At 68.2% G+C, this 26,948-nt stretch carries 29 protein-coding genes and 3 pseudogenes; 11 read left to right on the forward strand and 21 right to left on the reverse strand.

The window, feature by feature from the left end; translation table 11 throughout:
* The first annotated feature begins 17 nt into the window (after window positions 1-17).
* Window positions 18-1,100 carry a helix-turn-helix transcriptional regulator gene (locus NC4_RS12350; RefSeq protein WP_067536679.1) on the forward strand — a complete coding sequence of 361 codons (1,083 nt, stop codon included), beginning with the start codon at window positions 18-20 and terminating at the stop codon, window positions 1,098-1,100.
* Here the strand turns inward: NC4_RS12350 and NC4_RS12355 are convergent.
* Window positions 1,022-1,522 (reverse strand): nitroreductase family protein, encoded by a 501-nt coding sequence (locus NC4_RS12355; RefSeq protein ID WP_218021057.1) that lies wholly within the window; start codon window positions 1,520-1,522, stop codon window positions 1,022-1,024. The genes NC4_RS12350 and NC4_RS12355 overlap by 79 nt on opposite strands.
* Before the next feature lie 7 nt (window positions 1,523-1,529).
* On the opposite strand from NC4_RS12355, the gene NC4_RS12360 reads away from it, so the two are divergent.
* Complete coding sequence (locus NC4_RS12360; protein ID WP_067536684.1) at window positions 1,530-1,907, forward strand: nuclear transport factor 2 family protein; 378 nt, start codon at window positions 1,530-1,532, stop codon at window positions 1,905-1,907.
* On the opposite strand, the gene NC4_RS12365 is transcribed toward NC4_RS12360, so the two are convergent.
* The 8 genes from NC4_RS12365 to NC4_RS12395 all read right to left on the reverse strand — a co-directional run bounded on the left by NC4_RS12365 (window position 1,904) and on the right by NC4_RS12395 (window position 9,723).
* Window positions 1,904-2,440 (reverse strand): hypothetical protein, encoded by a 537-nt coding sequence (locus NC4_RS12365; protein WP_067536687.1) that lies wholly within the window; start codon window positions 2,438-2,440, stop codon window positions 1,904-1,906. The two genes, NC4_RS12360 and NC4_RS12365, sit on opposite strands and share 4 nt — an antisense overlap.
* On the reverse strand, window positions 2,437-3,066 hold the full coding sequence (locus NC4_RS41535; protein WP_218021059.1) for a hypothetical protein: 630 nt from the start codon (window positions 3,064-3,066) through the stop codon (window positions 2,437-2,439). Before NC4_RS41535 ends, NC4_RS12365 begins: the two co-directional genes overlap by 4 nt.
* 93 nt (window positions 3,067-3,159) lie before the next feature.
* Window positions 3,160-3,558: a hypothetical protein gene (locus NC4_RS41540; RefSeq protein WP_218021061.1), complete on the reverse strand. Its 399-nt coding sequence runs from the start codon at window positions 3,556-3,558 to the stop codon at window positions 3,160-3,162.
* Between the two features lie 18 nt (window positions 3,559-3,576).
* Window positions 3,577-3,984 carry a FixH family protein gene (locus tag NC4_RS12375; protein WP_067536690.1) on the reverse strand — a complete coding sequence of 136 codons (408 nt, stop codon included), beginning with the start codon at window positions 3,982-3,984 and terminating at the stop codon, window positions 3,577-3,579.
* Window positions 3,981-5,375: a DUF8832 domain-containing protein gene (locus NC4_RS12380; protein ID WP_157554600.1), complete on the reverse strand. Its 1,395-nt coding sequence runs from the start codon at window positions 5,373-5,375 to the stop codon at window positions 3,981-3,983. Before NC4_RS12380 ends, NC4_RS12375 begins: the two co-directional genes overlap by 4 nt.
* A 141-nt stretch (window positions 5,376-5,516) precedes the next feature.
* Window positions 5,517-6,194 (reverse strand): MBL fold metallo-hydrolase, encoded by a 678-nt coding sequence (locus tag NC4_RS12385; RefSeq protein ID WP_245721644.1) that lies wholly within the window; start codon window positions 6,192-6,194, stop codon window positions 5,517-5,519.
* 81 nt (window positions 6,195-6,275) lie between these two features.
* Complete coding sequence (locus NC4_RS41025; protein WP_067536693.1) at window positions 6,276-7,802, reverse strand: hypothetical protein; 1,527 nt, start codon at window positions 7,800-7,802, stop codon at window positions 6,276-6,278.
* Complete coding sequence (locus NC4_RS12395) at window positions 7,702-9,723, reverse strand: ATP-binding protein (protein ID WP_067536696.1); 2,022 nt, start codon at window positions 9,721-9,723, stop codon at window positions 7,702-7,704. The genes NC4_RS41025 and NC4_RS12395 overlap by 101 nt, the downstream gene beginning before the upstream one ends.
* Window positions 9,724-9,913: 190 nt before the next feature.
* Here NC4_RS12395 and NC4_RS12400 point away from each other — a divergent pair.
* Window positions 9,914-11,154, forward strand: a pseudogene (locus NC4_RS12400) (cytochrome P450).
* Between the two features lie 15 nt (window positions 11,155-11,169).
* Here the strand turns inward: NC4_RS12400 and NC4_RS41545 are convergent.
* The 3 genes from NC4_RS41545 to NC4_RS12410 are packed head-to-tail and all read right to left on the reverse strand — an operon-like array spanning window position 11,170 to window position 12,498.
* Complete coding sequence (locus NC4_RS41545; RefSeq protein ID WP_245721645.1) at window positions 11,170-11,514, reverse strand: hypothetical protein; 345 nt, start codon at window positions 11,512-11,514, stop codon at window positions 11,170-11,172.
* Window positions 11,515-11,568: 54 nt separating this feature from the next.
* Window positions 11,569-11,643, reverse strand: coding sequence for a 50S ribosomal protein bL37 (locus NC4_RS45095; protein ID WP_439957499.1), 75 nt, complete (start codon window positions 11,641-11,643; stop codon window positions 11,569-11,571).
* Window positions 11,644-11,676: 33 nt separating this feature from the next.
* Window positions 11,677-12,498 (reverse strand): SDR family NAD(P)-dependent oxidoreductase, encoded by an 822-nt coding sequence (locus NC4_RS12410; RefSeq protein WP_067536699.1) that lies wholly within the window; start codon window positions 12,496-12,498, stop codon window positions 11,677-11,679.
* Between the two features lie 499 nt (window positions 12,499-12,997).
* On the opposite strand from NC4_RS12410, the gene NC4_RS12415 reads away from it, so the two are divergent.
* Window positions 12,998-13,282, forward strand: a complete 285-nt coding sequence (locus tag NC4_RS12415) for a hypothetical protein (protein ID WP_157554602.1) — start codon at window positions 12,998-13,000, stop codon at window positions 13,280-13,282.
* A gap of 30 nt (window positions 13,283-13,312) precedes the next feature.
* Here NC4_RS12415 and NC4_RS12420 read toward each other — a convergent pair whose 3' ends face one another.
* From NC4_RS12420 to NC4_RS44530, 4 genes and pseudogenes are all read right to left on the reverse strand, one after another.
* Window positions 13,313-15,523: an NACHT domain-containing protein gene (locus NC4_RS12420; protein ID WP_157554604.1), complete on the reverse strand. Its 2,211-nt coding sequence runs from the start codon at window positions 15,521-15,523 to the stop codon at window positions 13,313-13,315.
* A gap of 77 nt (window positions 15,524-15,600) precedes the next feature.
* The gene (gene gcvH, locus NC4_RS12425) at window positions 15,601-15,993 is read right to left on the reverse strand and encodes a glycine cleavage system protein GcvH (protein ID WP_067536707.1); all 393 of its coding nucleotides are present in this window, start codon (window positions 15,991-15,993) and stop codon (window positions 15,601-15,603) included.
* 133 nt (window positions 15,994-16,126) lie between these two features.
* Window positions 16,127-16,780 carry a response regulator gene (locus NC4_RS12430; protein WP_067536710.1) on the reverse strand — a complete coding sequence of 218 codons (654 nt, stop codon included), beginning with the start codon at window positions 16,778-16,780 and terminating at the stop codon, window positions 16,127-16,129.
* 86 nt (window positions 16,781-16,866) lie between these two features.
* Window positions 16,867-17,571: pseudogene (locus NC4_RS44530) on the reverse strand (histidine kinase dimerization/phosphoacceptor domain-containing protein); the annotation flags it as partial.
* Between the two features lie 216 nt (window positions 17,572-17,787).
* Between NC4_RS44530 and NC4_RS12435 the strand changes: the two are divergent.
* From NC4_RS12435 to NC4_RS12450, 5 genes and pseudogenes are all read left to right on the forward strand, one after another.
* On the forward strand, window positions 17,788-18,204 hold the full coding sequence (locus NC4_RS12435; protein WP_067536812.1) for a DUF6223 family protein: 417 nt from the start codon (window positions 17,788-17,790) through the stop codon (window positions 18,202-18,204).
* Window positions 18,205-18,264: 60 nt separating this feature from the next.
* Window positions 18,265-18,945: pseudogene (locus NC4_RS38895) on the forward strand (arsenate reductase/protein-tyrosine-phosphatase family protein); the annotation flags it as partial.
* An 86-nt stretch (window positions 18,946-19,031) separates the two neighbouring features.
* Window positions 19,032-19,418: a VOC family protein gene (locus NC4_RS12440; RefSeq protein ID WP_067536712.1), complete on the forward strand. Its 387-nt coding sequence runs from the start codon at window positions 19,032-19,034 to the stop codon at window positions 19,416-19,418.
* Between the two features lie 224 nt (window positions 19,419-19,642).
* Window positions 19,643-21,274 (forward strand): ABC-F family ATP-binding cassette domain-containing protein, encoded by a 1,632-nt coding sequence (locus NC4_RS12445; RefSeq protein WP_067536815.1) that lies wholly within the window; start codon window positions 19,643-19,645, stop codon window positions 21,272-21,274.
* 152 nt (window positions 21,275-21,426) lie between these two features.
* Window positions 21,427-21,678 (forward strand): helix-turn-helix domain-containing protein, encoded by a 252-nt coding sequence (locus NC4_RS12450; RefSeq protein ID WP_067536715.1) that lies wholly within the window; start codon window positions 21,427-21,429, stop codon window positions 21,676-21,678.
* Between the two features lie 212 nt (window positions 21,679-21,890).
* Here the strand turns inward: NC4_RS12450 and NC4_RS12455 are convergent, their stop codons facing one another.
* From NC4_RS12455 to NC4_RS12470, 4 genes are all read right to left on the reverse strand, one after another.
* On the reverse strand, window positions 21,891-22,850 hold the full coding sequence (locus tag NC4_RS12455) for an MvdC/MvdD family ATP grasp protein (RefSeq protein ID WP_067536718.1): 960 nt from the start codon (window positions 22,848-22,850) through the stop codon (window positions 21,891-21,893).
* An 8-nt stretch (window positions 22,851-22,858) separates the two neighbouring features.
* A complete protein-coding gene (locus NC4_RS12460) occupies window positions 22,859-23,320 on the reverse strand; it encodes a hypothetical protein (protein WP_067536720.1) in 462 nt (153 codons plus the stop codon).
* A gap of 172 nt (window positions 23,321-23,492) precedes the next feature.
* The gene (locus NC4_RS12465; RefSeq protein WP_067536723.1) at window positions 23,493-23,909 is read right to left on the reverse strand and encodes an acyl-CoA thioesterase; all 417 of its coding nucleotides are present in this window, start codon (window positions 23,907-23,909) and stop codon (window positions 23,493-23,495) included.
* Between the two features lie 141 nt (window positions 23,910-24,050).
* Window positions 24,051-24,548 (reverse strand): cupin domain-containing protein, encoded by a 498-nt coding sequence (locus NC4_RS12470; RefSeq protein WP_067536725.1) that lies wholly within the window; start codon window positions 24,546-24,548, stop codon window positions 24,051-24,053.
* 71 nt (window positions 24,549-24,619) lie between these two features.
* Here NC4_RS12470 and NC4_RS12475 point away from each other — a divergent pair, with 71 nt between their 5' ends.
* Complete coding sequence (locus NC4_RS12475) at window positions 24,620-25,126, forward strand: MarR family winged helix-turn-helix transcriptional regulator (protein WP_067536728.1); 507 nt, start codon at window positions 24,620-24,622, stop codon at window positions 25,124-25,126.
* A 101-nt stretch (window positions 25,127-25,227) separates the two neighbouring features.
* Window positions 25,228-26,346: an RDD family protein gene (locus NC4_RS12480; RefSeq protein ID WP_067536731.1), complete on the forward strand. Its 1,119-nt coding sequence runs from the start codon at window positions 25,228-25,230 to the stop codon at window positions 26,344-26,346.
* Window positions 26,347-26,367: 21 nt separating this feature from the next.
* Here the strand turns inward: NC4_RS12480 and bla are convergent.
* Window positions 26,368-26,948, reverse strand: a 581-nt coding sequence (gene bla / locus NC4_RS12485) for a class A beta-lactamase (RefSeq protein ID WP_157554606.1), incomplete at its 5' end; no start/stop codon positions are given.

Consider the following 26,948-nt stretch of genomic DNA (forward strand, 5'->3'; position numbering starts at 1 on the left):
CCGCTTCTCGCGGCAGTATGGAATTCGTGCCAGAAACTTCCGCGTGGCTGCTGTCCCTGCTCTCGCTGCTTCCCACGCGGCCGGACTGGCCGAGTGCGCTGCTGGCCGAGTGTATGAACGTCAGCGCGCGCACCGTGCGCCGCGATATGAATCGCCTGCGCGAGCTTGGCTACCCCATCGAGGCGACCAAGGGCCCCGACGGCGGCTACCGGCTCGGCGCGGGTAGTCGATTGCCGCCATTGCTGTTCGACGAGGAGCAGGCCGTGGCCCTCGCGCTGGCCCTCCAGGTCGCCGTGACAACGGGCGCCGGTATCGAAGAAGCCGCCGCCCGCGCGCTCACCACGGTTCGCCAGGTCATGCCCACCCGCCTGCGCCGCCGCATCGACACCGTCCGCGTCACACCCGTCGAAGACGCGACGACCCGATCGTCTCCGCAGGTCGAAAGCACCATCCTCAGCACTCTCAGCGCCGCCGTGCACGCACATGACGTGCTGCGCTTCGACTACGCCCCGGCATCCCCGCCCGCGAGCGATGAGTACGACGCCCTCGTGCCGCCGCGCCGAGTGGAGCCCCATCACCTCGTCACCTGGGACGGCCGCTGGTATCTCGTCGCCTGGGACCTCGACAAAGGCGACTGGCGCACCTTCCGCGCCGACCGGATCTCCCCGCGCAGCCCCACCGGTCCGCGCTTCACCCCGCGCGAATTGCCCTCGGCCAGCGTTGCGGACTTCGTATCCAGCAGATTTCAGGGCACCGATGCCTCCGGCGACTGGCCGTGCTGCGGGGAGGCGCTCCTACACCTCCCCGCGGCGGCCGTATCCCCTTATCTTCGTGGCGGACTCGTCGAGGAACTGGAATCGGGCCGCTGCCGGGTCACGCTGGGTTCCTGGTCCTGGCACAGCCTCGCCGTCACCATCGCCGCGTTCGATGCCCGCATCGAAGTCATCGGCCCGGATGAACTGAGAACCGCGTTCGCGCATCTGGCCGAGCGCTGCGCGACGGCCAGCGGCCGCACCCCCGATCAATCCCAGTGCAGGAGTTCGGCGGTGGGCAGTCGACCGGTGGGAATCGCAGAGGGTGAAGACATCTCGGCCGGATAGCCGATGGCCACGGCATGTCCGGGCCGCCAGCGGGCGGGCAGGTCGAGCAGTGTGGCGACGCGCGCGATATTGGGGTCGGGGTGGAAGGTGGTCGGGCAGGTGCCCAAGCCGAGATCCGCGGCGGCCAGGCAGAGCGACTGGGTGACGCGGCCCATATCGAAAACCGTGTCGGAGAAGGTGTTCTCGACCGAGGCGAGGACGAGGACGACGGGCGCCGTGGCCAGGTGGACGGCATAGGCGCCGCAGCGGCTCAGCTCCGCACGCTTGGCCGGATCGGTGACGGCGATGAAGCGCCAAGGCTGGCGGTTGCGCGCCGAACCCGTCCAGCGGGCCGTGTCGACGATCCGCTCGATGAGGGCGCGCGGCACCGGATCGGGGCGGTAGCGGCGGACGGCGCGTAGCGCTTCGAGCGATCGGTGCATCCCGGCCATGCTAGTGACGGAGAATTCGGGGGTGGACCCCGAGCAGCTCATCGATATCTACTGTGCGGCGTGGAGCGACCCGGATCCGGCACGCAGGCGGGCGGCGCTCGACAAGGTGTGGGGGCCCGAGGCCACCTATACCGACCCGACGGTTCATCTCACGGGTCTGGATGAATTGCTGGCCCATATCGAGACCGTCCTGGCCCGCCGCCCCGGCGCGACGGTCGTGCGGACCAGTCGCGCCGACGGCCACCATGAGCTGGCCCGCTTCGCGTGGCATGTGGTGCAGGCCGACGGCACGGTGCTGCCGGACGGGTTGGACATCATCGAATTCACCGGCGATGGCCGGATTCGTCGTGTCGTGGGGTTCTTCGGGCCTCTCTAACCCTGCGGAACCGGTCGGGTGCGACGCCAGGCGTAGGCGAGGAAGCCGATCAGTCCGAGCAGCGGGAGGCTGCTCAGGGTCCAGCTGAGGGCCAGCGGCGGGCCGGGCTGGGGGAGTACGGCCAGATCCCGGAGTTCGCCCTCGCCGCGGCCCAGGGGGCCGTCGATGACGAAGCGGAAGGTCCACGGGCCTTCCTGCTCCAAGGAGCGGACGTCGAGACCCCAGACATCGCGTTTGCGCGGATGGCGGGAGAGGGGTTCGTCCCAGCCATCCGTGCCGCCGGGCGGGATCTCGGCGACGGTGCCGGACTTGTCGGCGATGCCGCCATCCGGGATGAAGGTGAAATCCAGGGATTGCAGTGCGCGCAAAGGCCATTCGCTGAAACCGACGGTGAGTCCGTAGGGGCCCGCCTGCACGCGTTCGGTGTGCACGATATTGACGGGCTCGTAGGCGGCGGCCGTACCGGCGGTGGTCGCGAGCAGGCCGAGGACGACCAGAAGCGTTGCGGTGGTGGAGAACAGGCGGGTGATCATGCGCGGAGCTCCGTGCTCGGGGCGGCCAGGCGCAGCATGAGGCCGAAGCGGCGGCCGAGGAAACCGCCGAGCGCGCCGAAGGCGGCTCCCGCGATCGTGGTGGCGACAATGATCGAGGCGGGACCCAGGCGCGCGTCGTAGATGACGACCCGCTGTACGGGGGCCAGGGCCGCGATGATCGCGCCGCCGACGCCACCGGCCAGCGCCGGGAGCAGGCGCGCGGGACCGGAGGCGCGGCGCAGCAGCAGATCGAGGATGATCCCGACCGCGACCAGACAGAACGGGACCAGCGCCGGGGTGGACGGAATCACCCGGATGTGTTCGCGCATGGGCAATCCCACGAAATCGGCATAGGTGCGGGCGGCCCAGGGCGCGAACCACCAGAACACCCCCTGCATGGCCGAGGCGAACAGCGCCACGACGGTCGCGCCGCCGCGCTGGAACGCCGCGCCCGTGACCAGCAGCAGCACGACCATGAACGCGGTGACGGCGACGGTCCAGCGGACATTGCCGGTATTGAGCTGCTGCACGGCGAGCGCGGTGACCGTGCTGGAGGTCAGCAGGTCCGCCAGCGAGAACAACGCACCGAACCGTCCCCAGCGTTCGCCGCGCGCCGCGGCGAACACGATGACCGTGCCGACCGAGATGACGGTGCTGGACAGGAACAGGCCGATATGCGGCGGTGAATCGATGACCGCGTCGAAGCCGTAGATGCTGTGTCACCACAGATCCCACAGGCCGTACAGCAGGAACGAGGCCGCGCCGAGCGCGGCGACCATATAGCCGAGCGGCGCGGTGAAGGTGCGGCCGAACACGTTGATACCCGGTCTGCCCAATGCGCCGTCCACCCGTCGGCCCGCCCGCGCCGCCGCCGTGGTGGCGAGAATGACCGCGAGACCGGTGAATCCGGCAATGGCCGCGCTCGCGTAGATGAACAGGTGCGGCAGCGTGAAGAAGGTGTCCGGCCCGACATCGGAGTGCCACTGGATATCCCAGGTGGAGCCGATCGCGAAGGTCATGCTCGCCGCGAGCAGGATCGACGCGGGCAGCCACGGGCGCAGGGTGAACGGGGCGCTCGCCTCGGCGGTGAGCCCGCTCCCGTCGGCGGTGAGATCCATGCTGTTCCTTTCGTCGATTCAGTTGGCCCGCACGGAGAGGGTGGCGCTGCCCGCACCCTGCGGTCCCGACAGGTGCACGGCGATCTCCCACTGTCCCGGCATGGGGAGGTTGACGGTGGCGCGGTAGCGGCCGGGCGTGATGGTCTCGGCGATGCCGGGCGGGACGGCGTGACCCATCTGCGGCATCGCGGGTTCCACGGACACCTCGTCCGGTGTCGCGGGAGCGCCCTGTTGGTCGGTGATGTCGAGTTCGACGGTGTTGTCGCCGGTATGGGGCGTGCCGTCGGCCACCGTGAGCTGGACGAGATACGGTCCGGCGGTCATGCGCGGCACCGTGTTTCCGCTCGTGCCGGGCCACAGCCACCAGGCCGCCACCGCCGCCACGACGAGGACGGCGGCCGCGAGGAGGGCTCGCCGCGCGGTCATCGCGCGGCTCCCGCACGGACCTCGACGGTGGCAGGCAGCGTCAGCACCGAATAGCCGCGCTCGGCCTGCACCCAGATGAGATAGCGGCCGGGCAGTGGAAAGGTGAAGGTGAACGGGATATTCGGCCCGTAGGCGGCGACCGTCTCGTCGGGGGCCTGTCCGCCCGCGGGCGGCAGGGGCGTCATGGCGTGGGCATGCGCCCAGATGGGCGCGGTCCCGGCGGCCGTCCCCGCCGGGATGCCCGCGGGCAGCGGGCCGACCGCGATGAGATGGCCCAGCATGCCCAGCCAGGGCTGCAGATCGGCCGGACCGCCGAATTTCGCGGTGAGCGTGGTGGGTTCGCCCGCGACCGGATCGCCGATGCTCAACTCCGCTCCCGCAGGTGCGGGATCGGGTGTGCCGGGCGCGGATTCGCCGGTGATGGACACCGAGGACCGCAGGAATTGCAGTCCGCCGCCGCGGCGGGCGATCTCGGCGGCGAGCGCGTACTCGCCGGATTCCGTGCCGCCGAGGAGGACTCGGTACTCGCCCGGGGCGGTGCGGATGGGATGCCGGTGCCACAGGCGGCCGGAGGGACCGACGACCATCAGATGCAGCAGCGCGTCATCGCTGACCAGCAGATCGTCCACGGGACGGCCGGTGGCCGAATCGGTCAGCGACAGCCGCAGTTCGGCGGGCCTGCCGGTTGGCTGGTCGGCGTGCACGGCCATATTCACCGGCGGGCGTGAGTATTTTGTGGTCAGCGGCAGATCGAGCTCCGGGTACGGGTCGTCGACGGTGTCGGAGGTGGGGTCAAGCAAGATGCCCGCCGCGCGCGGTGGCGGCGCGCTCGACGAGAGCACCGCGCCGGTCACCCCGACGCTCAGGGCGGCGATCATGGCGCCCGCGGCGGCCAGCGTCGGCCAGGTGCGCCGCGCCAGCAGGGCACTGCCGAGGGCCACCAACAGCAGTGCGCCCGCCACGCAGAATCCGCCGTAAGCCGCTCGCTCCCACGGGGTTACGACCTGCGCCGGAACCAGGAAGGGGATGCGGGCGGTGCGCTCGCCATCGGAGACGGCCAGCTCCCACGGTCCGGCGTGCGTCACCCGCAGCGTCGCGGGATACGGGCCCGGCCGATGGCCGAGTTCTACACGCGTGGAAGAGGTTTCGGCGGTGCGGTCGCTCGGTGTCGCGGTCAGTGTCAGCGCTCCCGGTGCGGTACCGGCGTGCGTGACCACCTCGACCCGCAACGGTCCGGGCACGGGCTGGGCGCGCCGCACGATGACCGTCAGTTCCCGCTCGCCCAGCGACTGCGCGACCGACAGATCGGCCCCGCTCGCCATCCTGTCCGCGCGTACCGGGGGCGCGGTTGCCAGCGTCGCACCGAGCACGAACGCGCCGAGCACACTCACCACGAGAAGGCCGCGAAGGCGAACGAGCAAGGGCAACCGCACTATTCCGAAGCTACCGAAAACGCGACGGGGAGAAATCCGACCTGGGGATGATGCCGGAGCGGGACCGCCTCAGGGTAGGGTCGCGCTCCGGCATGACGGTCAGGGCGCGATCTGCTGTCCGCTGAGCAGGCCGCGCCGCGCCTCGTCCACCGCATCGGGCCACGATTCGCCGTTCAGCTCGGTGACGCCGGAAGCACCCATGAATGCACTGGACACGATGACCTCCGGGGTCAGCTTCGCGAGGACATCCAGGGTCGCCAGCAGCGCATCGCGATCGCTGTGGCCCTCGATATACCCCGCCCACCAGCCGTTCTCGCCGCGCACAATGGTGTCGCCGGTGAACAGGTGGCGGCGTCCGTCGATGGTCGCGAGGTAGACGGTGCTGCCGGGGGTGTGGCCCGGGACGGGGATGACCTCCAATTCGCCCAGCGCCGTATGGCGATCGGTGAAAGGGGCGTCGACGGTCGTGGTCTCGACCAGAGGCGCTTCGGAGGCGTGGATGTGCAGCTTCGACCCGAAGCGCTGCTTGACCGTGGCGAGGGTGGCCGTGATCTCGTCCTGATGGCTCAGGTACTGGTGGGCGACGCCGCCGAGCTCGGCCATCCGATCGAGTTCGGTGGCGAGAGTGGTGTTGTAGAACAGCACATTGCCGCCGGACCGGATCCAGAGGTAGGCGCGAGTGGTCAAACCCGGGAACGGGTTCTCGGTCGCGGTGACCCACAGGTCGGGGGAGATCTGCTCCATGGTGTGCTCCTGTTCGGTGGCCTCGAGGGCCACGATTTCGCTGTCACCTGTAAGGCGCGAGATCGGATCTGGCGGCGCGAGATCCGATCCGGCGGGCGGAGCGGCTCGTTTTGCTCAGAGTGCCCAGCGCATATCGCGATGAGGTTGATAGCGGCAGATCATGCCCAGCGACACGCAGGCGCGCAGGTGTTCGGCCAGTTCGGGGTGGCCGTTGTCGATGCGGCGCAGGGTGTCCCGAACGCGGGCGGACACGGTTTTGCGTGCGCGCTCGCCCTCGTCGCCGAATCGCCGCGGGCGTCCCGCCAGCCCGGCGGCATGGCGCAGTTCCTCGAGCAGCGCGGCGCGTTCGGTGTCGAAAGCGGCCGCGCGCCCGTCGTCCGCGCGGTCGACGGCCCGGTCGATCTCCTCGTCCAGACGCCGCAGACGGCGGCGGTACTCGGCTTTGGCTCGCTCGTCGAGCACGGTATCCGCGCCGAGACGACCTGCGGCGCGGGTAATGTCGTTGACGCCGCCGAGCAGTTCCAGCGCGGCCACATCCTGACCCGGATGGGTGAGCAGAGTGTGCAGATCGTGCAATCCCTTGGCATCCGGCAGATGCAGGGTGCGCCCGGCGAAGCGCAGCGTCCACACCGCATTGTCGAGGCGGAAGACATTGTGGTCCGGCTGAATTGCCGAATGCGCCCGCAGCGCGGCCGACCGAGCCGGGGGAGCGACCCCGGAATCCAGCCGCGCCAGTTCGCGTTCCGCCGCAGTCGCCCACGGAGTCGCCCGCAACCGCCGGGCAGCGCCATTCGCGGCAGTGAATTCCTTTGCCGCCGTAGAAACATCACCACTCGCCGCGGCAATGCGGCCGAGCCAGAAGGAATACGGCCCATACACCGCGCCGCCACCGGCCACGACCGCCCACAGCCCACTCAACGGCTCGAGCACCTCACGCACCCCATCACGCAGCCCAGGATCGTCGACCGCGATAGCCGCGTGCGCAAGCGCAACCAGCGGCCCGGCGTGGAAATGCCTCGGATAACTCTCGATCAGCGCCCACACCGCATCCAGCCCGCCGCGCACGGCCTCGAGATCCCCGCGACGCGCGGCATCGACCAGCCGCGGCACCGCCGGGTACACACCGCCCAGCTCGGCGTAACGAGCAAGAACGACGTCCGCGTCGTCCCCCAAACCATTCGCATTGCGGCTCTGATTGTCCCCGATGCGGGTCGGGTCGTCCGTGGTCCGGTCGACGTCGTCTGCGCACAGTGCGGCGGTCAGCGACAGCACCCAGCGCTGTTCCAGCCACAGCGGTATCCGGTCGACTTCGCCGATCCGCTCGCCCAGCGCGTAGGCGCTGTCGATGCTGCGGGCAGCCTCGCCGAAACGCCCGGCCACGGTGGCCAAGGTTCCCGCGCGTGAGCGGGCGGTGAATCGCGGACGGGGCAGGCGAGTCCGCTCCGCATAGGCCAGGAATGCCGCCTGTTCGGTGTGCGCGCGGGGGTCGCCGAGCTCGAGCAGGGCGGCGATGCGCAGAACGAAACCCTGCACCCGCAGATCATCGTCGCCGCACCGCTCGGCGACGGCGCGAATCTCCTCGGCCAGCGCGAGCCGCTGCTCGGCGGTACCGGGCCGCCACAGCGCATCGTGGCGCGCCACCAGGCTCAGCCCCAGCGCCCGATCGTCGCCCGAAACACGAGCCAGTTGAAGTGCTCGAGCGCTCATGCTCTCCGCCGTCCGCGCAGAGTCGGGGATCCGCCCGGAATCCGCGACCCGGATCGATTCTGGAGTTCGGGTCGCGTCCGGAGTCTGCGTCGATTCCAGAGTGTGCGTCGTTTCCGGAGTGCGCGCCGATACCGCAGTACGCGTCGTGCCTGGAGTCTGCGCCGCTTCCGTGGTCCGCGTCGGGTTCGTGGACAGGGGCGAGTTTGCTAGCGGGGTCGGTTGCGTGGGCAGGCGGGATCTGCCAGTGTGGACGCGCACTCGGCTGGCCGCGGCCAGTAGGCGCACGGCCAGGGGGTCGGTGGGGGGGGCGTTGCCGGGTCAGGAGGCGGTGGGCCTCGTCGATGAGTTCGATCTCCTGTTTGGCGCGGCGCTCCGGGTCGGGCATGCCCAGGTCGTGGAGGCCGAGGGCGGCGCGGGCGAAGAGTTCGGGTTCGGAGTGGTGGCGGGCCAGGCGGAGGACATCGCGGTAGGCGCGGCGCGCCTCGGACAGGTCGCCCGCGTCGTGGGCCGCGGCGGACAGGTCGAGGCCGATGCGGCCGCGTTGATCGATGTGGTCGGCGGGTATCAGGGTCAGGGCGCGGCGGAGGTGGGTGGCGACTTCGCCTGCCGCCATGCAGCCGCACGCGTCGAGCGAGGCGGCCAGGAGATAGTGCAGGGCGCGCTCGTCCGCCACCGGGTCGCCCGCGCGTGCCGACTGGTAGGCGTGCTGCGCGAAATCGCCTGCGGTGGCATGTGATACCTCGCGCGGCAAGGCTTCCAGGGCCGCCAGCACGCGGGTGTGGCGGGCGCGGGCCGAGGCGGGGGTCTCCCGGGCGAGGAGCGTCTCTCGAATCAGGTCGTGTACGAAGACGAATCGCTCATCGCCGCGCGAATTCACCAGGCGTGCACGCAGTGCCGTGGCGAAGGCGTCGGCCAGCTCGGTGGGCGGGGCTTCGGCGGCCGCGGCCACTACTGCGATCCCGAACTCCCGTCCCACGAATGCGGCCGTGGTGAGCGCATCGAGCACCCGCTCGGGCAGCGGCGCCAATCGCGCTTCGAGCGTCTGCCGCACGCCCGGTGTGAGGGTGTCTATGGCACTACCGCCCTGCCACAGCCGCGCGGTCTGTTCCGCGAGAAAGGGATTGCCGCCGGTGAGCGCCGAAATACGGGAGACCGCTTCGGCGGGCAGGGGGCCACCGGTCACCTGCGCTGCGAGTTCACCGATCTCGTCAATGGACAGCCCGCCCAGCTCCACAATGCGCGCCGCCGCCCACAGTTCCGCGAAAACCGTTCGCAGCGGGTGTGTTTCGGCATCGATCTCGGTATCGCGCACGGCCGCCACCACAGCGATGCGCTCGAACCAGGAATGCCGGGCCACGAAGGTCAGCAGTTTCACCGATTCCGGGTCGGCGCGGTGCAGATCGTCGATGACCGCGATCACCGGTCGCTGTCGGGCGGCCGCGGTCAGGGCGGCGGTCACCGCGTCGCCGATCCGGAACAGCACCGTATTCTGTTGCACCGCAACGAGTTGTGGCCGAGCCGTCGCGCCCGACGGCGCCGGATCGTCGGTGAGGATGGCCAAGGCGGCGCCCGCGGCCTCGGTGATCTGCGCCCACTCCTCGGGGGCGCAGGCGTCACGTAGCCGCCGCAACAGCTGCACCCACGGCCAGTAGCCGGGTACCCCGTCGCCGCTCCATGCCGTGGCCGCCAGCACCACCGCGTCCGGCTCGAACTCGCCGACCGCATGGGTGATGAGCGCGGTCTTGCCGATACCGCCTTCACCCGTGACCAGCATCAGCCCACCATGACTGGATACGGTGCGCCGCAGTTCCTCGCGCAACACCGACTCCGCGTGCTCCCGGCCGATCAGCCGCACTCGCCCTCCTCGAAGCTGCTGTTCGCAGCCTATCGGAACGAGCCCCGCACGTGCCGCTCCGTCTGCCGTCGACGCGATCGCGCGATATTCGCCCGCACCTTCGGTCACGTGGGTAGTGTGTCCTCGTTCCACGTCCGGGATGTGCGGTGTTCGGCGGGAGTGTGTGTCGTTCACCGCGTGGAGCTACTCGATGTTGGATCCCATTCCCGCCGCCCGTATCCCGCACGCGCCCTTCGACGAGTTCGGCCCGCGTGTACCGCTCTACACCCCCGAGTTCGCCGCCGACCCGCACCGGGCCTATCGCGAGATGCGGGAACGGTTCGGGGCATTGGCGCCGGTGGAACTCGCACCCGGCATTCCCGCCACGCTGGTGCTCGGATATCGCACGGCCGTCCGCATTTTCAATGATCCGGACCGATTCCCCGCCGACCCGCGCACCTGGCAGGAAGGGGTGCCCGCCGATTGTCCCGTACTGCCCATGATGCAATGGCGCCCGAACGCCCTGCGCAATGCGGGCAATGTGCACGCCCGGTATCGCCAGACCAATACCGCGGGACTGACCGGTATCGATCGCTACCGCCTACAGGGCACCGTGGCCCGGGTCGCGGTATCGCTGATCAATTCCTTCTGCGCCTCCGGCTCGGCGGACCTGTTGCGCGACTACGCTTTTCCGCTCGCCTTCAAGGTGCTCAACCATCTCCTCGGCTGCCCCGCCGATATTGCCGGGCAGGCCGCGGAGGGCATGCGCGCCATCTTCGAAGGCGTCGGCGCGGGAACCGGCAACAAGCTGCTCATCGACGCCTTGCAACGCCTCACCCTGCACAAACGCGCCCACCCCGGCGACGACGTGACCACCCGCATGCTGCGCCATCCCGCCGAACTCACCGACACCGAAATGGTGCACCAGCTCGCCACCCTCTATGGTGCGGGCATCGAGCCGCAGCAGAACCTCATTGTCAACACGCTGTTGCTGAGCCTGACCGACGACCGCTTCGGCGGCAATGTCTTCGGCGGCAGCCTCTCCACCCGCGACGCCCTCGACGAGGTCCTCTTCGATGATCCGCCCATGGCCAACTTCTGCATCAGCTTCCCCGCCAGCCCATCCTGGTGGACGAGCGCTGGCTGCCCGCCCATCAGCCGGTCGTCATCAGCATGGCCGCCTGCAACACCGACCCGGAAATCCGCACCGCCCACATCTCCGGCAACCGCTCCCACCTGGCCTGGGGCGCGGGCCCGCACGCCTGCCCCGCCAGCTCCCTGGCCTACCTCATCGCCCAGGAAGCCGTCGACCAACTCCTCGACGCCCTCCCCGAAATCCAGCTGGCCGTCCCCATCGCCGAATTGACCTGGCGCCCAGGCCCGTTCCATCGCGCACTGACCGCCCTCCCGGTCACTTTCGACCCGTCCCCGCCACTGCCGGAGCCGCAGTAGCCGCACGAGATCCGGCTAGTCCTCGGTCAGTTCCTCGAGCAGGTCGGCCGCGTCACGGTTGCCCGCGGCCGCCAGCTTCCGCAGTGTGGCAATGTCATTGCGTTCGGAAGCGAGTTGAACGAGTTCGTCGGTCGCATCCCGGTTGCCGGTGGCGGCAAGTCGTTCCAGCTCGGCCGCGTCACCGCGCTCGGCGGCGAGCTGGACGAGTTCGTCGGTGGCGTCGGCGCTGCCCGCGGCGGCGAGCCGCTGCAGTTCGGCCATATCGCCGTTTTCGGTGGCCAGCTCGATGAGCTCGGAAACGGCGGTGGCATCGCCCGCAGCGGCTCGATCGCGCAGGTCGCTCAGCTCGGCGTCGGTCATGACTACGACCCTAACCCGATTCACGGGTGCTGACGCGCCACCGACTCGCCGGTTTTATGCGCCCGGGCGTTTGCCGTGGTTGGCCTTCTTCTTGCGGCGGGCACGCTTCTTGTCGGAACGTTTCGACATGGGTGAGAAATCCTTTCCGTCAGGAGAATTCGATTAATCGAGGGAGGTGAGCCGGGCGGTGAGGCGGGCGAGGCGGGCCCGGCTGCTCGGGTTGTCCACCAGGGCGGCGGGTGCTGTCGGCTGGAGGCGGGAGTAGTAGGCGCCGGGGGCGATCGCGTGTGCGGGATCGCAGAGGTGGGCGAGTTCGGAGGCGACCTCGGCGGCCGGGCGGCCGACATGGCCGTAGAACGGCAGCATTCCGGTTTTCATATTGCCGGGATCGACGCTGATGGCGTCGATCTCGCCCGCGTGGGTTTCGGCGAAGCTGCGGGTGAACATGGTCAGGGCGAGCTTGGACTGCGCGTAGACCGGCAGCGGCAGGTAGTAGCCCTTCTTGCGGTCCAGATCGGTCCAGCCGATGCTGCCCGCGCGATGCAGGTCCGAGGACACGTTCACGACCCGGCCGCGTGCGGCGGCGAGCGCGGGCGTCAGCGCCTTGGTCAGCACGTACGGTGCGAGATAGTTGGTCTGGAGCGTGATTTCGTGGCCGTCGGCGGTCCGGGTGCGGCGCTCGGGACCGCGAATCGCGGCATTGTTCACCAGCAGATCCAGTTCCGGCACGGTGCGAACCAGCTCACCGGCCAGTGCGACCACCTCGTCCGTGCGCGAGAAGTCGGCGACGACCAATCGCAGGCGCAGCGGCTCGGCGCCGTCCTTGACGAGCTCTTCGAGGGCGGCATCGCCGCGGTCCTGGTCGGGCGCGTGCACGATCACGGTGGCGCCGTCATCGACCAGGCGGCGGGCCAGCGCGAAACCGAGCCCGCTGGTCGCGCCGGTGACCAGCGCGGTACGAGAAGTGAAGGGGGAGTGGGACATCGACCATCCATTCGAAGAGGGCGCGCAGCATCGTCCGGGCGCGCGGGAGCGCACGGCGTGCCTTGCGAATCGGTGCGGAATCAGCGGCGAGCACAAGCCCGCACGCGGAAGAGAATTCGGCCGGATCCCGGCCGTCAGACGAGGCGGACGCCGCGCGACGGCGGCTCGTCCTCACCGCCGAAACCGAAGCGCTCCAACGAAGTCGGTGCGGGTTCCCGGCGGCACGGCGACAACCCGGGGCGCCCTGTCACGCCGGAACCCTCCCACGGAGCACGAACAATCGTGCGCATGTCTGCCATGCCTCCATCAGAACCGGCGGCGATATTCCAAGGCAAGCGCCGCCGCGCGTATTGACGAAACCTTTCCGCCCAACCCCCTCGACCACTGGCCGCCGATGACCTAGAACACCCCCGTTCCGGACCGCCAGCGGGCGGTATATACCGCAAAGGAATTGAAAAATTCATGTTCCAGGAGGTAGCGGACGTGTAAAGAGCCGCCGGTGGTCGAGCCCATGGAGTTGAATCCACTGCTTAAGGCAATCGCGAGCGGAAAGGCAACACTCATGGACATCGTTGATCTGGATGTCTGCCTCTCTTCCGTCCATGTGCAGTGGTCGTCCACGGACGCCGCATTCCTCGCGCTCTCCGACCAATTCCCCGACCTCGTCTCCCGCAACGAATGGTCATCCCTCGCTGCGGTCGACGACCTCATCGAATTGATCGAACAGCAACAGCTCAGGCCGGGTCGGCAGTGTTTCGCTTCCGGTGGACAGGGATCGGTTTAGTCGAAGTCTCCACAGCCGCAGGGGCTCGCGTCATCGTGGTGGTGGCGGACCACCGGCGAGCTGCCTCTGCAACTGCTCGTGACGGAAGGCGAACTTCGCACCGGACTGTCGCAGGACACCCCGTCGGTGCGCGTCATTGAGAAACGCCGACAGATCGGCGGGCAGCTTGCCGCCGATGACCAGCACCGTGCGGGTCAGGATGATCCATCGGCCCCACGCGCTGTTGACCACACCCATTGCCAGCCCAATGGCAATTCCGAGCGCGATTCCCGCGGGCCAGGTCGTGAGCAGTCCGAACACCAGCGCGCAGGGGAGTCCGGTCATGGTCGCGTAGTAGAGGGCGATCGCGCGATTGGCGCGGATCATATGGTTCAGATCGATCGCTTCGTCGACCTTGGCCGGTGCGTGTGGGCCGGAAGCCAGTCCGAACGCTAGCCCCAGAGTGAGCGAAACGGCAAGCCATGCGGTGAAGGAACCCGTTGGTGACCGATTCACTCCCGCGATCAACCCTACGATCAGCCCACCCGTCACACCGCCCCCGGCGGCGATCTGAATTTCGGAGCGGAGATCCTTGGGTTTGGTGTCTTTCCTCAGCAGTACTCCGATGACAGCCGGAGCGATACCCGCCAAACCACCTGCGATGGGAAGCACGAACCAGCCGAATCTGCTTACCAGGAACCAGCCCAGCATTGCCACCGCCAACCCGAACGCGAGGCCCATCACAATCTCCTGGCGCAGGTTCTCGGTGCTGCCCGCGGCGAACAGCCGCAACCGCCGCGGCGGTTCGCCTTCGAAGAACCAACCGTACGCCGCACCTGCGCCGACGCCGAGCGCGGCGCCCACGACGACGAATTGGGTGTCGAGGGCCAGTTGCGCGATGCCTGCCAGCACCGTCGCCGCCACGGCGGCGAACAACAAGGCGCGAGCCCAGCGCGGAACCGTATTGCCCAGGCGCCACCACGAGATTTCCGAATCCTCGGCATGACGAGCCAGATAACCGAGCCATCGGCGAGCGCGGTCTGGATGCCAGTGCCGGGGTGTCCGGGATGCGAATCGCACACGCCACCTAGTCGAATAGGGGTCCATACTGCGTGGCGGATAGACGGTTCGGATGAAAACGCCGAGTAGGTGCGATTCGAACTCGTCGACATCGGAGAAGTGTTGTGTGGTAATCAGATCGATGGGATGCCGCCGGTCTTCTTCCGGTACACGCGCCTGTCCGTCGGTATAGATGGTACGCGCCAGGCTCACCATCAATGGTTTCTGGAACGCAGCCTCGAGGACGGGTGCGCGGTGGCGATGAATCGCATCGAGTACATCGTCCCAGCTTTGGGTGCGCGCGGCCGAACCGGTTCCGCTGCGAAGATACGCCGTCAATTGATCGATGGTTATACGGTCCAATTCGATTGCCGCAGCGCGACGCACGACATGCGCCGTCCGCGTGGCCTCGGCGTAGGGGGCGCGCTGGCAGGTCACCACCAGCGCACCCGGCATGGTGCTGATAGCGGCTACAGCGGCAGCTCGCTGCCCGGCGTCGATCTCGTCGAGTCCATCGAGAATCGGCAGAATGCTGCCACGCGGGATGAGTTCGTGCGCCTCGGCGGTAGTGATGCCCGGACGGTCGGTGGTCATGGCGGCGACCATCCAGTCGACGAGACTGGAATCCGTGGCCGCGGGATTCCAGGAACCGATAGCGAAAACCAGTGGTACCGGACCGGACCCATTGTTCGCGTCCAGTATTCGGCGGGCAAGGTGTATCGCGAGGGTGGTCTTCCCCGCTCCCGGTTCGCCGAGGATAACGAGACGACGGGAGGGGACCCGCCGATAGATCCGCAGAATTTCAGGGAACTGGCCATCCAGATTCACTGCCAGCCCGATATTGTCCCAATGATCACGCAGATCATCACTCGCCTCCTGCCAGCTCACCATGAGGGGGACCTGATCCGCCACACCTCGGTAGCGTTCGTCCTGCGAGAGATCCCGCTGGACCGCGACGGCGAGCTGCGCGATCACTGCGGATAGCCGGTCTCTCTCGGTGGGATCGCCTTCCAGCCGTTTGGTCAACCAGGCGAAGAATGTGATGCCCGAGAGGATCAACGTGACGAATGCGGCGATGATCGAGGAGAAATTGTCGGCGAGCTGCGGCCCGACATGCGCGAAGAAGGCAGCCAGTCCGGCCAGCGCGGCGACGAATACCGCTGCGAACACGATGCGACGCCGTCGGGCAGCGGTCCACGCCATGGCCACTATTGTTGCCGGATCCTTGCCTGGCCGTGCCTGTTTCGACCACGCGGGCGAGCGGCGGCGCGGTTATCGCATCATTCGGTGGCTTCCTCCGCGATGTAGGCGGTGTACTGCTCGGCGGTGAGCAGGTTCTCCGCGGTGGCGGTGTCCGTCACGGCGATCTGCACCATCCAGCTGCCGTACGGGTCGTCGTTGATCTCTTCGGGGGATTCGACGAGGTCGTCATTGGTGGCGGTGATCGTGCCGGTGAGGGGCATGTAGAGCTCTGTCACCGCCTTGACCGATTCCACGGATCCGAAGGGCTCGTCGGCTAGGAAATTGTCGCCGATTTTCGGGAGCTGCAGGTATACGCAATCGCCGAGTTGGCGTTGCGCGAAATCGGTGAGGCCGATGGCGGCGCGGGTGGATTCGAGTCGGACCCACTCGTGCTCTCTGGTGTAGCGCAGATCGTTCGGAATCGTGGTCACAGCGAACTGCCTCCCGACGGCAGCCACTCGGAGCGCGGAAGTGACCGGAGGCGGAGGGCTGCCCTGACGCCTGGGGCCACAGTCAGTGTGACAGAAGCGGTTCCGTCGGACCCGGGTCTCGGCGCAGATGATGTCAGCGGGTGTGCGGGGTGACGAGACCGGATTCGTAAGCCAGGACGACGAGTTGGGCGCGATCGCGGGCGTGCAGTTTCGTCATGGCCCGGTTCACATGGGTTTTCGCGGTGAGCGGGCTGATCACCATGTGGTCGGCGATTTCGTCGTTGGACAGGCCCTGGGCGACGAGCGTGACGGCTTCGCGTTCGCGGGTGGTGAGTTCGTCGAGTCCGGTGGCGGCGGCGGCGGTGGTGAAGGGCTGGGCCACGTATCGGTTGATCAGGCGGCGCGTGATGGACGGCGCGAGGAGCGCGTCACCGCGGGCCGCGACGCGCACGGCGTGCAGGAAGTCCTCGGGCCGAATGTCTTTGACGAGGAATCCGGCGGCACCCGCCCGCAGGGCGTGGAAGACGTACTCGTCGAGGCCGTAGTTGGTGAGGATGACGACGTGCACTCCGGCCAGGGCGGGATCCGCCGCAATGCGCCGGGTCGCCTCGATGCCGTCCACGACGGGCATCTGAATATCGACGAGCGCGATATCGGGTAGATGCCGCCGCGCCAGCTCGACGCCTTCGCTCCCGTCCGACGCCTCGGCGACCACCTCGATATCGTCCTCGAGATCCAGCCGCGCACGGAATCCACTGCGGATGAGAGGTTGGTCATCGACCAGCAGAACGCGAAACCCGTTGTGCGAGCACGCTCCACGAGCTCCGGGACATGCTCGAGCCCGTGCCGCGGCGCGACCCCGTCATCGCGCAGCGCCTCGAGAGTCGCGCGCAGGTCGCGAGCCGCTTCCCGCCCGGCCTCCCGGATCGCCAGCAGCGCCTCCGGCACCTCCTCGCCGCGTTTGCGCGCCACGTGCACGGCGGCCTCGGACTGGACTTTGATCACCGAGATCTGATGGGTGAGCGAATCATGCAGTTCGCGCGCGATGTGCAGCCGCTCCTCGTCGGCGCGCCGTCGCGCGGTTTCCTCGCGGGTGCGTTCGGCCTCGTCGGCCCGCCGATCGGCCTGCCGCAGCGCCTCACCGGCGGCGGCCGCCGCGATCAGCCAGCCCAGCTGCAGCGCATCCCGGGCCTGCATGAACGCCTCGCGCGGCGGCCAGTCGGCGTGTGCGACAAGCATGGCGAACGGCAGCGTGAGCACCATGAGCACCGAGGCGGCCACCGTCACCCAGCGCTGCCCCGCCCGCACGGCGGCATACACCGCGACCAGGAACGCGATGGCGGGCACGTCGAAACCGCATGCCTGGTAACCCAATACGCACAGTCCGGTGACTGCCAGCACGGCCAACGGGGCGCGGCGGGCCACGCCCAGCGCAAGACCGCCGAGAACCAGCAGCACGTAGCCCAATGGATCGAGATCAGTGGGGGAGCGCTGCCCGGACAGCCCGGTAATCAGCAGAACGGCCGCCACCCCGACGGCGATCACCCAGTCGCCGACATGGATGCGCGCCCAGCTCATGGGTGCACCCTAGCCGGAAAATCGCGCGGGCGACTCCTGCCCGCGCAGCAACCGTCGACTACCACGGATGCTGTAGTTCCGGGGCCGCTACGACGTCCGCGGTATGCGCCTACGGCGCTGGTGGCAGCGCGAATTGTCGACGCTCGCACGATGATCGGCGGTGGTCGCGGCGCACATGCTGAGACGACATCGAGCCGTTCGACCGAGGAGCACCCCATGTCCGCCCGCACCCTGCCCGCCGCCGTCACAGCCGCCCTGCTCGGCACGATCGCACTCGCCGCACCGGCGGCGGCATCCGTGGAACAGACCGCCGCCGTCACCGGCATGACCTCGGGGCGACTCGGCCCCACCCTGACCGCGCTGGTCGGACTGTTCGCGGTCGTCGTCGGCGGCCGGGCACTGCTCCGCAGCGGCCGTCCCGGCGGCATCGGGCGCGGTGGGGCCGTCGTGGCAGTAGCGGCGGGCCTGATCAGCGCCGTCGTCGGAGCGGTCTTCGCAGCCACCGCCGACGGCGGGCCCGGCACCGGCAACGGGATAGTCGGATCCTTCATCGCCGTGGTGCTGGGCCTCGTCGCCGTGGTCCTGGGCGGTCTCACCCTGAACCGTTCTCGCCGCGTCACGCATGCTCGCTGACCCCGATGATCATCGAAATACATCAAATCGATTTGATGTATTCGGTGCTAAGCTCGGGGTATGACGCCGCCACGTCACACCGTTCCACCATTCCTGCAACTTGCCGCCCATCCAGTCCGGTGGCGGTTGCTGACGGAGTTGTCGGGCGGCGACTACCGGGTGCGTGAGCTCACGGCCCGCGTGGGCGAACCGCAGAATCTCGTCTCCTATCACCTGCGACTGCTGCGCGACGGCGGGCTGGTGACCACCACGCGCAGCAGCCACGACGGCCGTGACACCTACTACCACCTGGATCTGGACCGCGGCGCCGAACTGCTCACCGGTGCGGGAACGGCGCTGCACCCGACCCTCCGAATGCGCCCCGCGCCACCGGAATTCGACCCCGCCGCCGCATCGGCGGTGCTGTTCGTGTGCACCGGCAACAGCGCGCGTTCCGTCATCGCCGAAGCGCTGCTGCGCAACCGCGCGGATAGCCGCATCGAAGCGTGCAGCGCCGGAACACATCCCAAGCCCGCACTGCATCCCCACACGGTGCGGGTCATGCGGGAGGACTTCGGCATCGACCTCGCCGACCGCCGCCCCCGGCACCTGGACACCCTCACCGGCAAGCGCTTCGATGCGGTGATCACCCTGTGCGACAAGGCGCGTGAGGTCTGCCCCGACTTCGGCGACGATCCCCGGTGGATCCACTGGAGCATCCCCGACCCGGCGGCGGCGACCGGACCGGACACCTACCCGGCCTTCCGGGCGACCGCCGCCGAAATCGACACGCGCATCGGCCATCTGCTGCCGATGCTCACCACCCGACTCCGCGAAAGGAGCGTCCGATGGCAACCCCCACCGAATACGCGGGCGTCCGCTATCTCGTCGACGACGTGCAGGCGGCGATCGACTTCTACACCGGCCGCCTCGGTTTCACCCTGTTCTCCGGCGCCGTACCCGCCTTCGCCGACGTGCGCCGCGGCGCGCTGCGCCTCTTGCTCTCCGGCCCAGCCAGTTCCGGCGCCCGCGCCACGCCCGCCGATGCCGCCGCACCGGGCGGCAATCGCATCCATCTCACCGTCGGAGACCTCGACGCGGAAATCGCGCGCCTGCGCGACACCGGCGCCGACTTCCGCAGCGAAATCGTGACCGGACCCGGCGGCCGCCAGATCCTGCTCGCCGACCCCGCGGGCAATCTGGTCGAGCTGTTCCAGCCCGCCGGACGGTCGTGATCGCGCCGCGATAGGACGGTCGGCCCGCAGCGCCGGGAGTGAACTGCGACACGGTGTCGCGGCGTCGCCGCAGGACCGGGGAACCGGAGGCGGCGCCCGGCCGATAGCGGGAGGTGTGCTCGATTCGGTTTCCGGGTGCTCACGACGGTAAAATCGGTGGTTCTTGTGTGCCTCGATACGGCACAATCGGATCGTTTGTCACCACCGATATCGAGGAGACCCTTGTGATCACCGCGACCGACCTGGAGGTCCGGGCCGGAGTCCGCACACTGTTGACGGCGCCGGGCTCGGCGCTGCGGGTGCAGGCCGGCGACCGGATCGGTCTCGTCGGCCGCAATGGCGCGGGGAAGACCACGACCCTGCGCATCCTCGCGGGCGAGGGGGAGCCCTATGCGGGCAAGGTGATTCGCTCCGGCGATCTCGGATACCTACCGCAGGATCCGCGCGAGGGCAATCTCGATGTGCTGGGCCGTGACCGGGTGCTCTCGGCCCGCGGGCTGGACAAGCTCATCCGGGATATGGAAAAGCAGCAGGCGCTCATGGCCGAGGTGGCCGACGACAAGGCGCGCGACCAGGCCGTGCGCAAGTACGGGCAGCTCGAGGACCGGTTCTCCGCGCTCGGCGGTTATGTCGCCGAGAGCGAGGCGGCCCGCATCTGCAATAGCCTGGGCCTGCCGGATCGGGTGCTGGCCCAGCCGCTGCGCACGCTCTCCGGTGGTCAGCGCCGCCGAATCGAGCTGGCGCGCATCCTGTTCGCGGCCTCCGACGGCAGCGGCGGCAAGTCCGACACCACGCTGCTGCTCGACGAGCCCACCAACCACCTCGACGCCGACTCCATCACCTGGCTGCGCGGATTCCTGCAGAACCACGACGGCGGGCTCATCGTCATCTCCCACGATGTGGAGCTGCTGGGCGATGTGGTGAACAAGGTGTGGTTCCTCGATGCCGTGCGCGGCGAGGCCGATATCTACAACATGGGCTGGAAGAAGTACCTCGACGCCCGCGCCACCGACGAGCAGCGCCGCGTGCGCGAGCGCGCGAATGCCGAGAAGAAGGCGTCCGCGCTCAAGCAGCAGGCCGCCAAACTCGGCGCGAAGGCCACCAAAGCCGCTGCGGCGCATCAGATGGTCAAGCGCGCCGAGCGCATGCTGGCCGAGGCCGACGAGGTGCGCGTGGCCGACAAGGTGGCGCGCATCAAGTTCCCCGAGCCCGCGCCGTGCGGCAGGACGCCGCTGCTGGCCACCAATCTGACCAAGCTCTACGGGTCGCTGGAGATCTTCACCGGCGTGAATCTGGCCATCGACCGCGGTAGCCGGGTGGTGATCCTGGGCCTCAACGGTGCGGGTAAGACCACCATGCTGCGGCTGCTGGCCGGGGTGGAGACCCTGACCGCCGGGACGATCGATCCCGGCCGCGGCCTGAAGATCGGCTACTTCGCCCAGGAGCACGACACGCTCGACGATCAGGCCACGGTCTGGGAGAACATCCGCCATGCCGCGCCGGATGCGGGTGAACAGGATCTGCGCGGTCTGCTCGGCGCGTTCATGTTCTCCGGTCCCCAGTTGGATCAGCCCGCGGGCACGCTGTCCGGTGGCGAGAAGACCCGCCTGGCCCTCGCCGGACTTGTCTCTTCTGCCGCGAATGTCCTTCTCCTGGACGAGCCCACCAACAACTTGGACTCCATCTCGCGCGAGCAGGTCCTCGACGCCCTGCGCTCCTACGCGGGAGCGGTCGTGCTGGTCACCCACGATCCGGGCGCGGCCGAAGCGCTCAACCCCGAGCGCGTGATCATGCTCCCCGACGGCACCGAAGATCACTGGTCCCAGGATTATCTGGAGCTCATCCAGCTCGCCTGAACCGCGCGCGGGACCCCGAACGGGTTCCGCTGGCCTGAGCCTGTTTTCGCGAACCGAGCAGTCTTCGTGATTCTCATCACAACAATTCGTTGATCACAGCGATCCGAGTATCTAACCTGGAATAAGGCGCCCACGGCGACTCGGAGGAAGTCATGAGTGACAGGCCCGGACAGGGTAAAGCCGTATTGGGTAAGGGCACGCGCGTGACGGGAAAGTCGCGAGACCGCCTGCAATCCCAGCTCAAGAAGCAGTACGAGGCGGGGGCCAGTATCAGGTCCCTGGCCCGGGAGACCGGGCGGTCGTACGGCTTCATCCACAACGTGCTGGTGGAGTCGCATGTGCAACTCCGCAGCCGCGGTGGGGCCAACCGGCGGAAGTCCACCGCCAAGGCGAGCAGTAAGTAAGCTTGCCGTGAGGGGGCGGGCCCCGCTGAGGGTTCGAGACAATGCTCGCGGGGGTCGGGGGCGAAGTCCCTGAGAGCCCGCGAGTTGGGTCCACCCCCACCTGAACTTGCGGTGAGAATCGTTGGACAATCAGCGATTTCGCGCGCCGCGAGATGGTGTTCGGACGGCGGTCGATCGTGTGCGTGCGACGGCGAACGGGTGCCTGCGTCGTATCAGTGCGGCACGGTGCCGTCGCCGAACACCAGTAGGTTGGCGAGGCTTTCGAAAATCGGCAGCCTGGTTTTGATTTCCAGATAGGCGAATTGGCCCTGCGGGTTCACCTCCAGGAACCAGAATTCGCCATCACGGCCGACGCGCAGATCGAGCACGCCGAAAGCCAGTCCCAGCGTGCCCATCAACGTGGTCAGGGATTTGCTCACCGACGCGGGCAAGCGGTCGGCGGTGAATGCCACCGAGGTGTCCAGGCGCGAATCCACCCGCCCCACACCGGCCTGCGAATCGATGCGCACCACCCATTCGATACCGTCCACCCAGACGATGCGCAGATCGCATTCGGCGTGAATGTAGTCCTGGAAGATGGTGGGGGAGTTACGGATCGTGCCCAGCCGGGCGTAGTCGGCCGGGCCGACCATGCGGGTCTCGGTGAATGTGCCGCGACCGGTGCCGGTGCGCTTGTAGACCACCGGGCCGGGGCGCGAGTCGATGAAGGCCCGCGCCTCGTCCGGATCATTGGTGATCAGCGTCTCCGGGACCGCGAAACCAGCCCGGAAGGCCGTCCCCAACTGCACGATCTTGCGATTCGCGGTCCGGTCCGCGCCGGGATCGTTGACCCACAGCGCGGGCATGGACCACAGCAATCCCTGCAGGAATCCGTCGCATTCGGCCTGCCGGTAGGCGTCGTCCTCGCTGCTCGGACCGAGTGGTACCCGGCACGGCTGCGGCCGCCGCCACCACACCGAGGTGACATCGTCCAGGCCCAGCACATGGGACATGCTGCGGGCGGTGCCGTCGCGGCCGAGCCGGAATGTGCCGTTCTCGCGCGGGAAGTCGCGCATATCGAGCCGAATCGGGCTGTGCGAGTGGTGCTTCCGCAGGGGGGCGGCGAGGGCATCGCCATGGAGATCGTCGGCTTCGGTGACTATGAGCACCGATCCCGTTGCGCGGGCGGCCATGCGAGCACTCAGTCGAGGCTGTCGCAGGCGATGCCGTCGTCGCTACCGGTGTGCGAGCGGGTCTGGCAGCACGTCATGGTGGCGCCGCCGACGCCGGGACGGGTCGTCAATTCCAGTGCGCGGGCCCAGATCTCGGTGAGCTCCCGCAATTCCTCGTCACCGCGGGCGGTGGCGTGGTCCTGCGGAATGGTGAGCGGGCGGTCGACGAGTTCGATGCGCCGCGGGACGGTGAAATCGGCGAGCGCGCCGGGGCGTACCCGCACCAGTACCGGGCGTCCCTCGCAGAATCCCTGCGCGGACGCAACTTCCCAGTCGGTGAGATCGATAATGTCCGCGCGGCGGAATGTCCAGGTGCCGTCGCTGACGCGCACGCTGATATGCCGGTCGGTGGCGGCCACGAGATAGCCGGATAGCGGTGGTGCAATGCCTGAGACGCTGGTCCAGGCAGGTGGGCGGAGGGCGCCGGTCATGCTGAACTCCGATCTGCTCGGGATTTGCTAACAAGCCGAGCGTGATCTGAATCATAGCCCTTGACCGGTGGTGTTCGGTTCGCAACGAAAGATTTCCGCAACTCCGGCAAACTCTGCCGGAGTCCCGGAAACTGCTACGGCCGAAAGTTTTTCGACGCCCCGAACGGTCTGTTCAGAGACCGAGCACCTCGGGGGAGTCGGAGAGCGAGCGGAACAACTCGGTCGGATTGGGAACCAGCTTGCGGGCCTTCAGATCCATGAGTCCGGTGACCACGTCCACCTGCGCGGATACTGTGCCGTCCAGTTTCCGGATTTCCTGGTGCATCTTGAACACCTTGCCGCCGGTCCATTCGAATTCGCAGCTCACGGTGACTTCATCGCCCAGATGCAGCTCGCGGAAGTACTTGATGTTCGTTTCCAGAACAACCGGTCCGACCCCGCTGGCGACCAGCTTCTCGCCCGGCGCGCCACTCGAACGCAGTAGCTCCCAGAGGGCGTGTTCGGCGTACTGGAGGTACATGGCCCGATTCAGATGACCGTTGATATCGAGCTCATAACCGCGCACGGTGACGGGAACGGAGAAAACCATACAACCACCAACCTGCCGTCCCGGGGCGTCCATTCCCCATTTTCAGTGGTCTACGGCACAAATCCGGCGATTGCCAGGCTACCCGCGGCAATTCCGATCACGGATGTATTGCCTCGGGTTGGCGCGAGGTTGGCCGGAACATCACCGCCGGTTGGCATTGCGCTCGGCCCACCAGTGCGGGGCATCCACGAAGTGATTGTCGAATTCCTCCTGGGAGGCCGCCAGGTCCTCGAAGGTGGCCTCGCCCTTCCCGATCCGATCCAGCAGCCGGAAGTACTCGAAACGCTCCACGCCCGGCATGAGCGCGATCATGATTGTGGCCGAGCTGTCCGGCGTCGCCCCGAAGGCGTGCGGCATGAACTTGGGCACCACGATCGACCCGCCCGCCGCGACCGTGACGATCTGATCGCCCGCTAGTAGCTGCAGCTCACCCTCCGCTATGTAGAACAGCTCGTCGGAGCGCGTGTGATAGTGCGGCGCAGCGCCGTCCGCGCCCCGGGCCATGGTCACCTCGAGAGTGCTGACCGAGCCCCCGGCGGCATGGGAATCGATGAGCAGGCGCACCCGGGTGTGCTCGTTGCCGAGGGTCTCGGCCTCGTGCGGCTGACGGATGGCGACCTGGCGGGCGGTGGTGCTCATGGCAAGCTCCGAATTATTCGGTGGTTGATAGTTCGCTACCGAACTATACGGTATCGAATAGAATCCTGTCCATGGGAGAGATGAAGCCGGACGCGGTCGACACCATCGCCGCACAGTGGGGCCGCGAACGCCCCGACCTGGACCTCGAGGCCATGGCCATCGTCGGCCGCCTCGGCAGACTCTCGATCGTGGCGGGCAAGCGGATCGAGGCCGTCTTCACCGCACACGGTCTGCAACGCGGCGAATTCGACGTCCTCGCCGCCCTGCGCCGCTCCGGCGAACCCTACGAACTCAACCCCTCGGTCCTCGCCGAAACCCTCATGCTCTCCCGCGCGGGCATGACCGGCCGCCTGGACCGCCTCGAATCCGCGGGCCTGGTCCGCCGCTCCGCCGACGCCGCCGACCGCCGCGCCATCCGCGTCGCCCTCACCGACCGCGGCCTGCAACTCGTAGACGTCGTCGTCACCGAGCACATCGACAATGAAACCCGCATGCTCTTAGCGCTTTCGGCGAAGGACCGCAAGGAACTCGACCGGCTGACCCGGCTCCTGCTCGCCGATCTCGAACGGGGGGAATGAGGCGCGCGACGAAGGCCGTACGACAATCGAGCCGCAGCCCTTTAGAGTGGCTCGGACTCGGGCGGATCGTTCGCCCGAGTGGCGAGGTCCGAGGGAGACGTATGCCGCGCGACGACGAAATGCCGGAATTCTCGGGTGGGGGAGAGAATCGGGCGTATGCGTCGTGGTTCACCCGGCTGCTGGCGGCGGTGCTGGATCAGCTGTATTTTCTCGCGGTGCTCGGGGCGGGAATCGGATACGCCGGGATGGTCGACGGCGACGAGCGCATTACCCGAATAGCGCTGTCGCCGATCTCGGCGGCGATGCTGGTCGCCATTCTCCTCAATGTCGTTGTCGCCCAGGGCCGTACCGGGCGCAGCTTCGGCAAGCGGGTACTGGGCTTGCGGCTGGTCGACGCACGCAGCGGACAACCGGTGGGCGTCGTTCGCGCTGTCCTGCGTCAATGCGCCCACCTGCTGGACCTCTTGCCGATCGGCGTCGGTTTCCTCTGGCCGCTCTGGGACCCCCACGGCCGCACCTTCGCCGACAAACTGACCCGCACCGTCGTGATCGACAACCTGCTGAGCGAATCGCTTCCCGCGTCCCCGGCCGTGAAACCCGAAGCGCCGCACACCCTCGAACCATCGCCCACCGCCGAACCGGAGCAGACCACCGACCCGCGCCCGCACTGGCCGGGCCCGCTCGCCGCCGCCCTCGCGGTAGCGGTCGCCCTCGCCACAGTGGCATTCGCGAACCGAACCCCCGACCCATCCACCCCCGCGCTCACCGCACCCGACTCGTCCGCCACCCCACCATCCACGACCAGCGCTCCGCCGCACACCTACACCGAAGTGATCGCAGCCCTCCCGGAACCCCTACGTGTGGCCGGAACATGCACGGAATCCCCCGCGGAGGAACGAGTGCGCCAAGTGTTCTGCCGACTGGACCCCGGCAGTCCGCTCGTATCCGGCCTCGTCACACCCCAACCCCTCTACCTGTTCGCCGCCGCGATCATCTCCGACCCCGCAGCCGAACGCACCGCACGCCGAACAACCGCCGCCCGCAACGACAACCCCGTCATCCTCGAGGACACCGACACCGTCTTCATCGACTACGACCGCCGCGACCCCTCGAACGGCATCGTCTACTACCTGGACCTCCGCACCGGCCTGTTCCTCAGCATGTCCGAACTGACCAGCGCGACGAACGCGCGCAGATTCCTCGAACGCGCCGGATTGTGAAGCCGCGCATCGGAAACCGCCTCAGGTGAGGTCCGAGACGACCAAGGCCGCGGCATCGGCGAGTAGGGCTTGGCGGTATTCCGCGTTGGCGGTGGGGCGGTCGGACATGGTGGCGATGACCAGGGGAGGGGTGTTCGGGGGCCAGGTTATGGCGATGTCGTTGAGGGTGCCGTAGTCGCCGGTGCCGGTTTTGTCGGCGACGGGCCAGCCTTGTGGGATGGCTGCTCGGATGCGCTGGTTGCCGGTGGTGTTGCGTTCCAGTAGGTCTCGGAGGAAGGTGCGCTGGTCGGGTGGGAGTGCGGTGCCGAGGACGATCTGCTGGTAGTCGGTGCCGAGGGCGCGGGGGGAGCTGGTGTCTCGGGGGTCGCCGGGGAGGGCGGTGGTGTTGTCGGGTTCGATGCGATCCATTCGGGTGACGGAATCGCCGAGGGTGCGGGTGAAGGCGGTCAGTGCGGCGGGGCCGCCCAGTTCGCGGAGCAGGAGGTTGCCCGCGGTGCCGTCGCTGTAGCGGATGGCGGCATCGCACAGGTCGCGGATGGTCATGCCGGTTGTGACGTGCTGGCTGGTGAACGGGGCGTGTTCGAGGAGGTCGGCTTCGGTGT

Origin of the sequence: Nocardia crassostreae (assembly GCF_001613405.1) — a bacterium.
GTDB lineage: Bacteria > Actinomycetota > Actinomycetes > Mycobacteriales > Mycobacteriaceae > Nocardia > Nocardia crassostreae.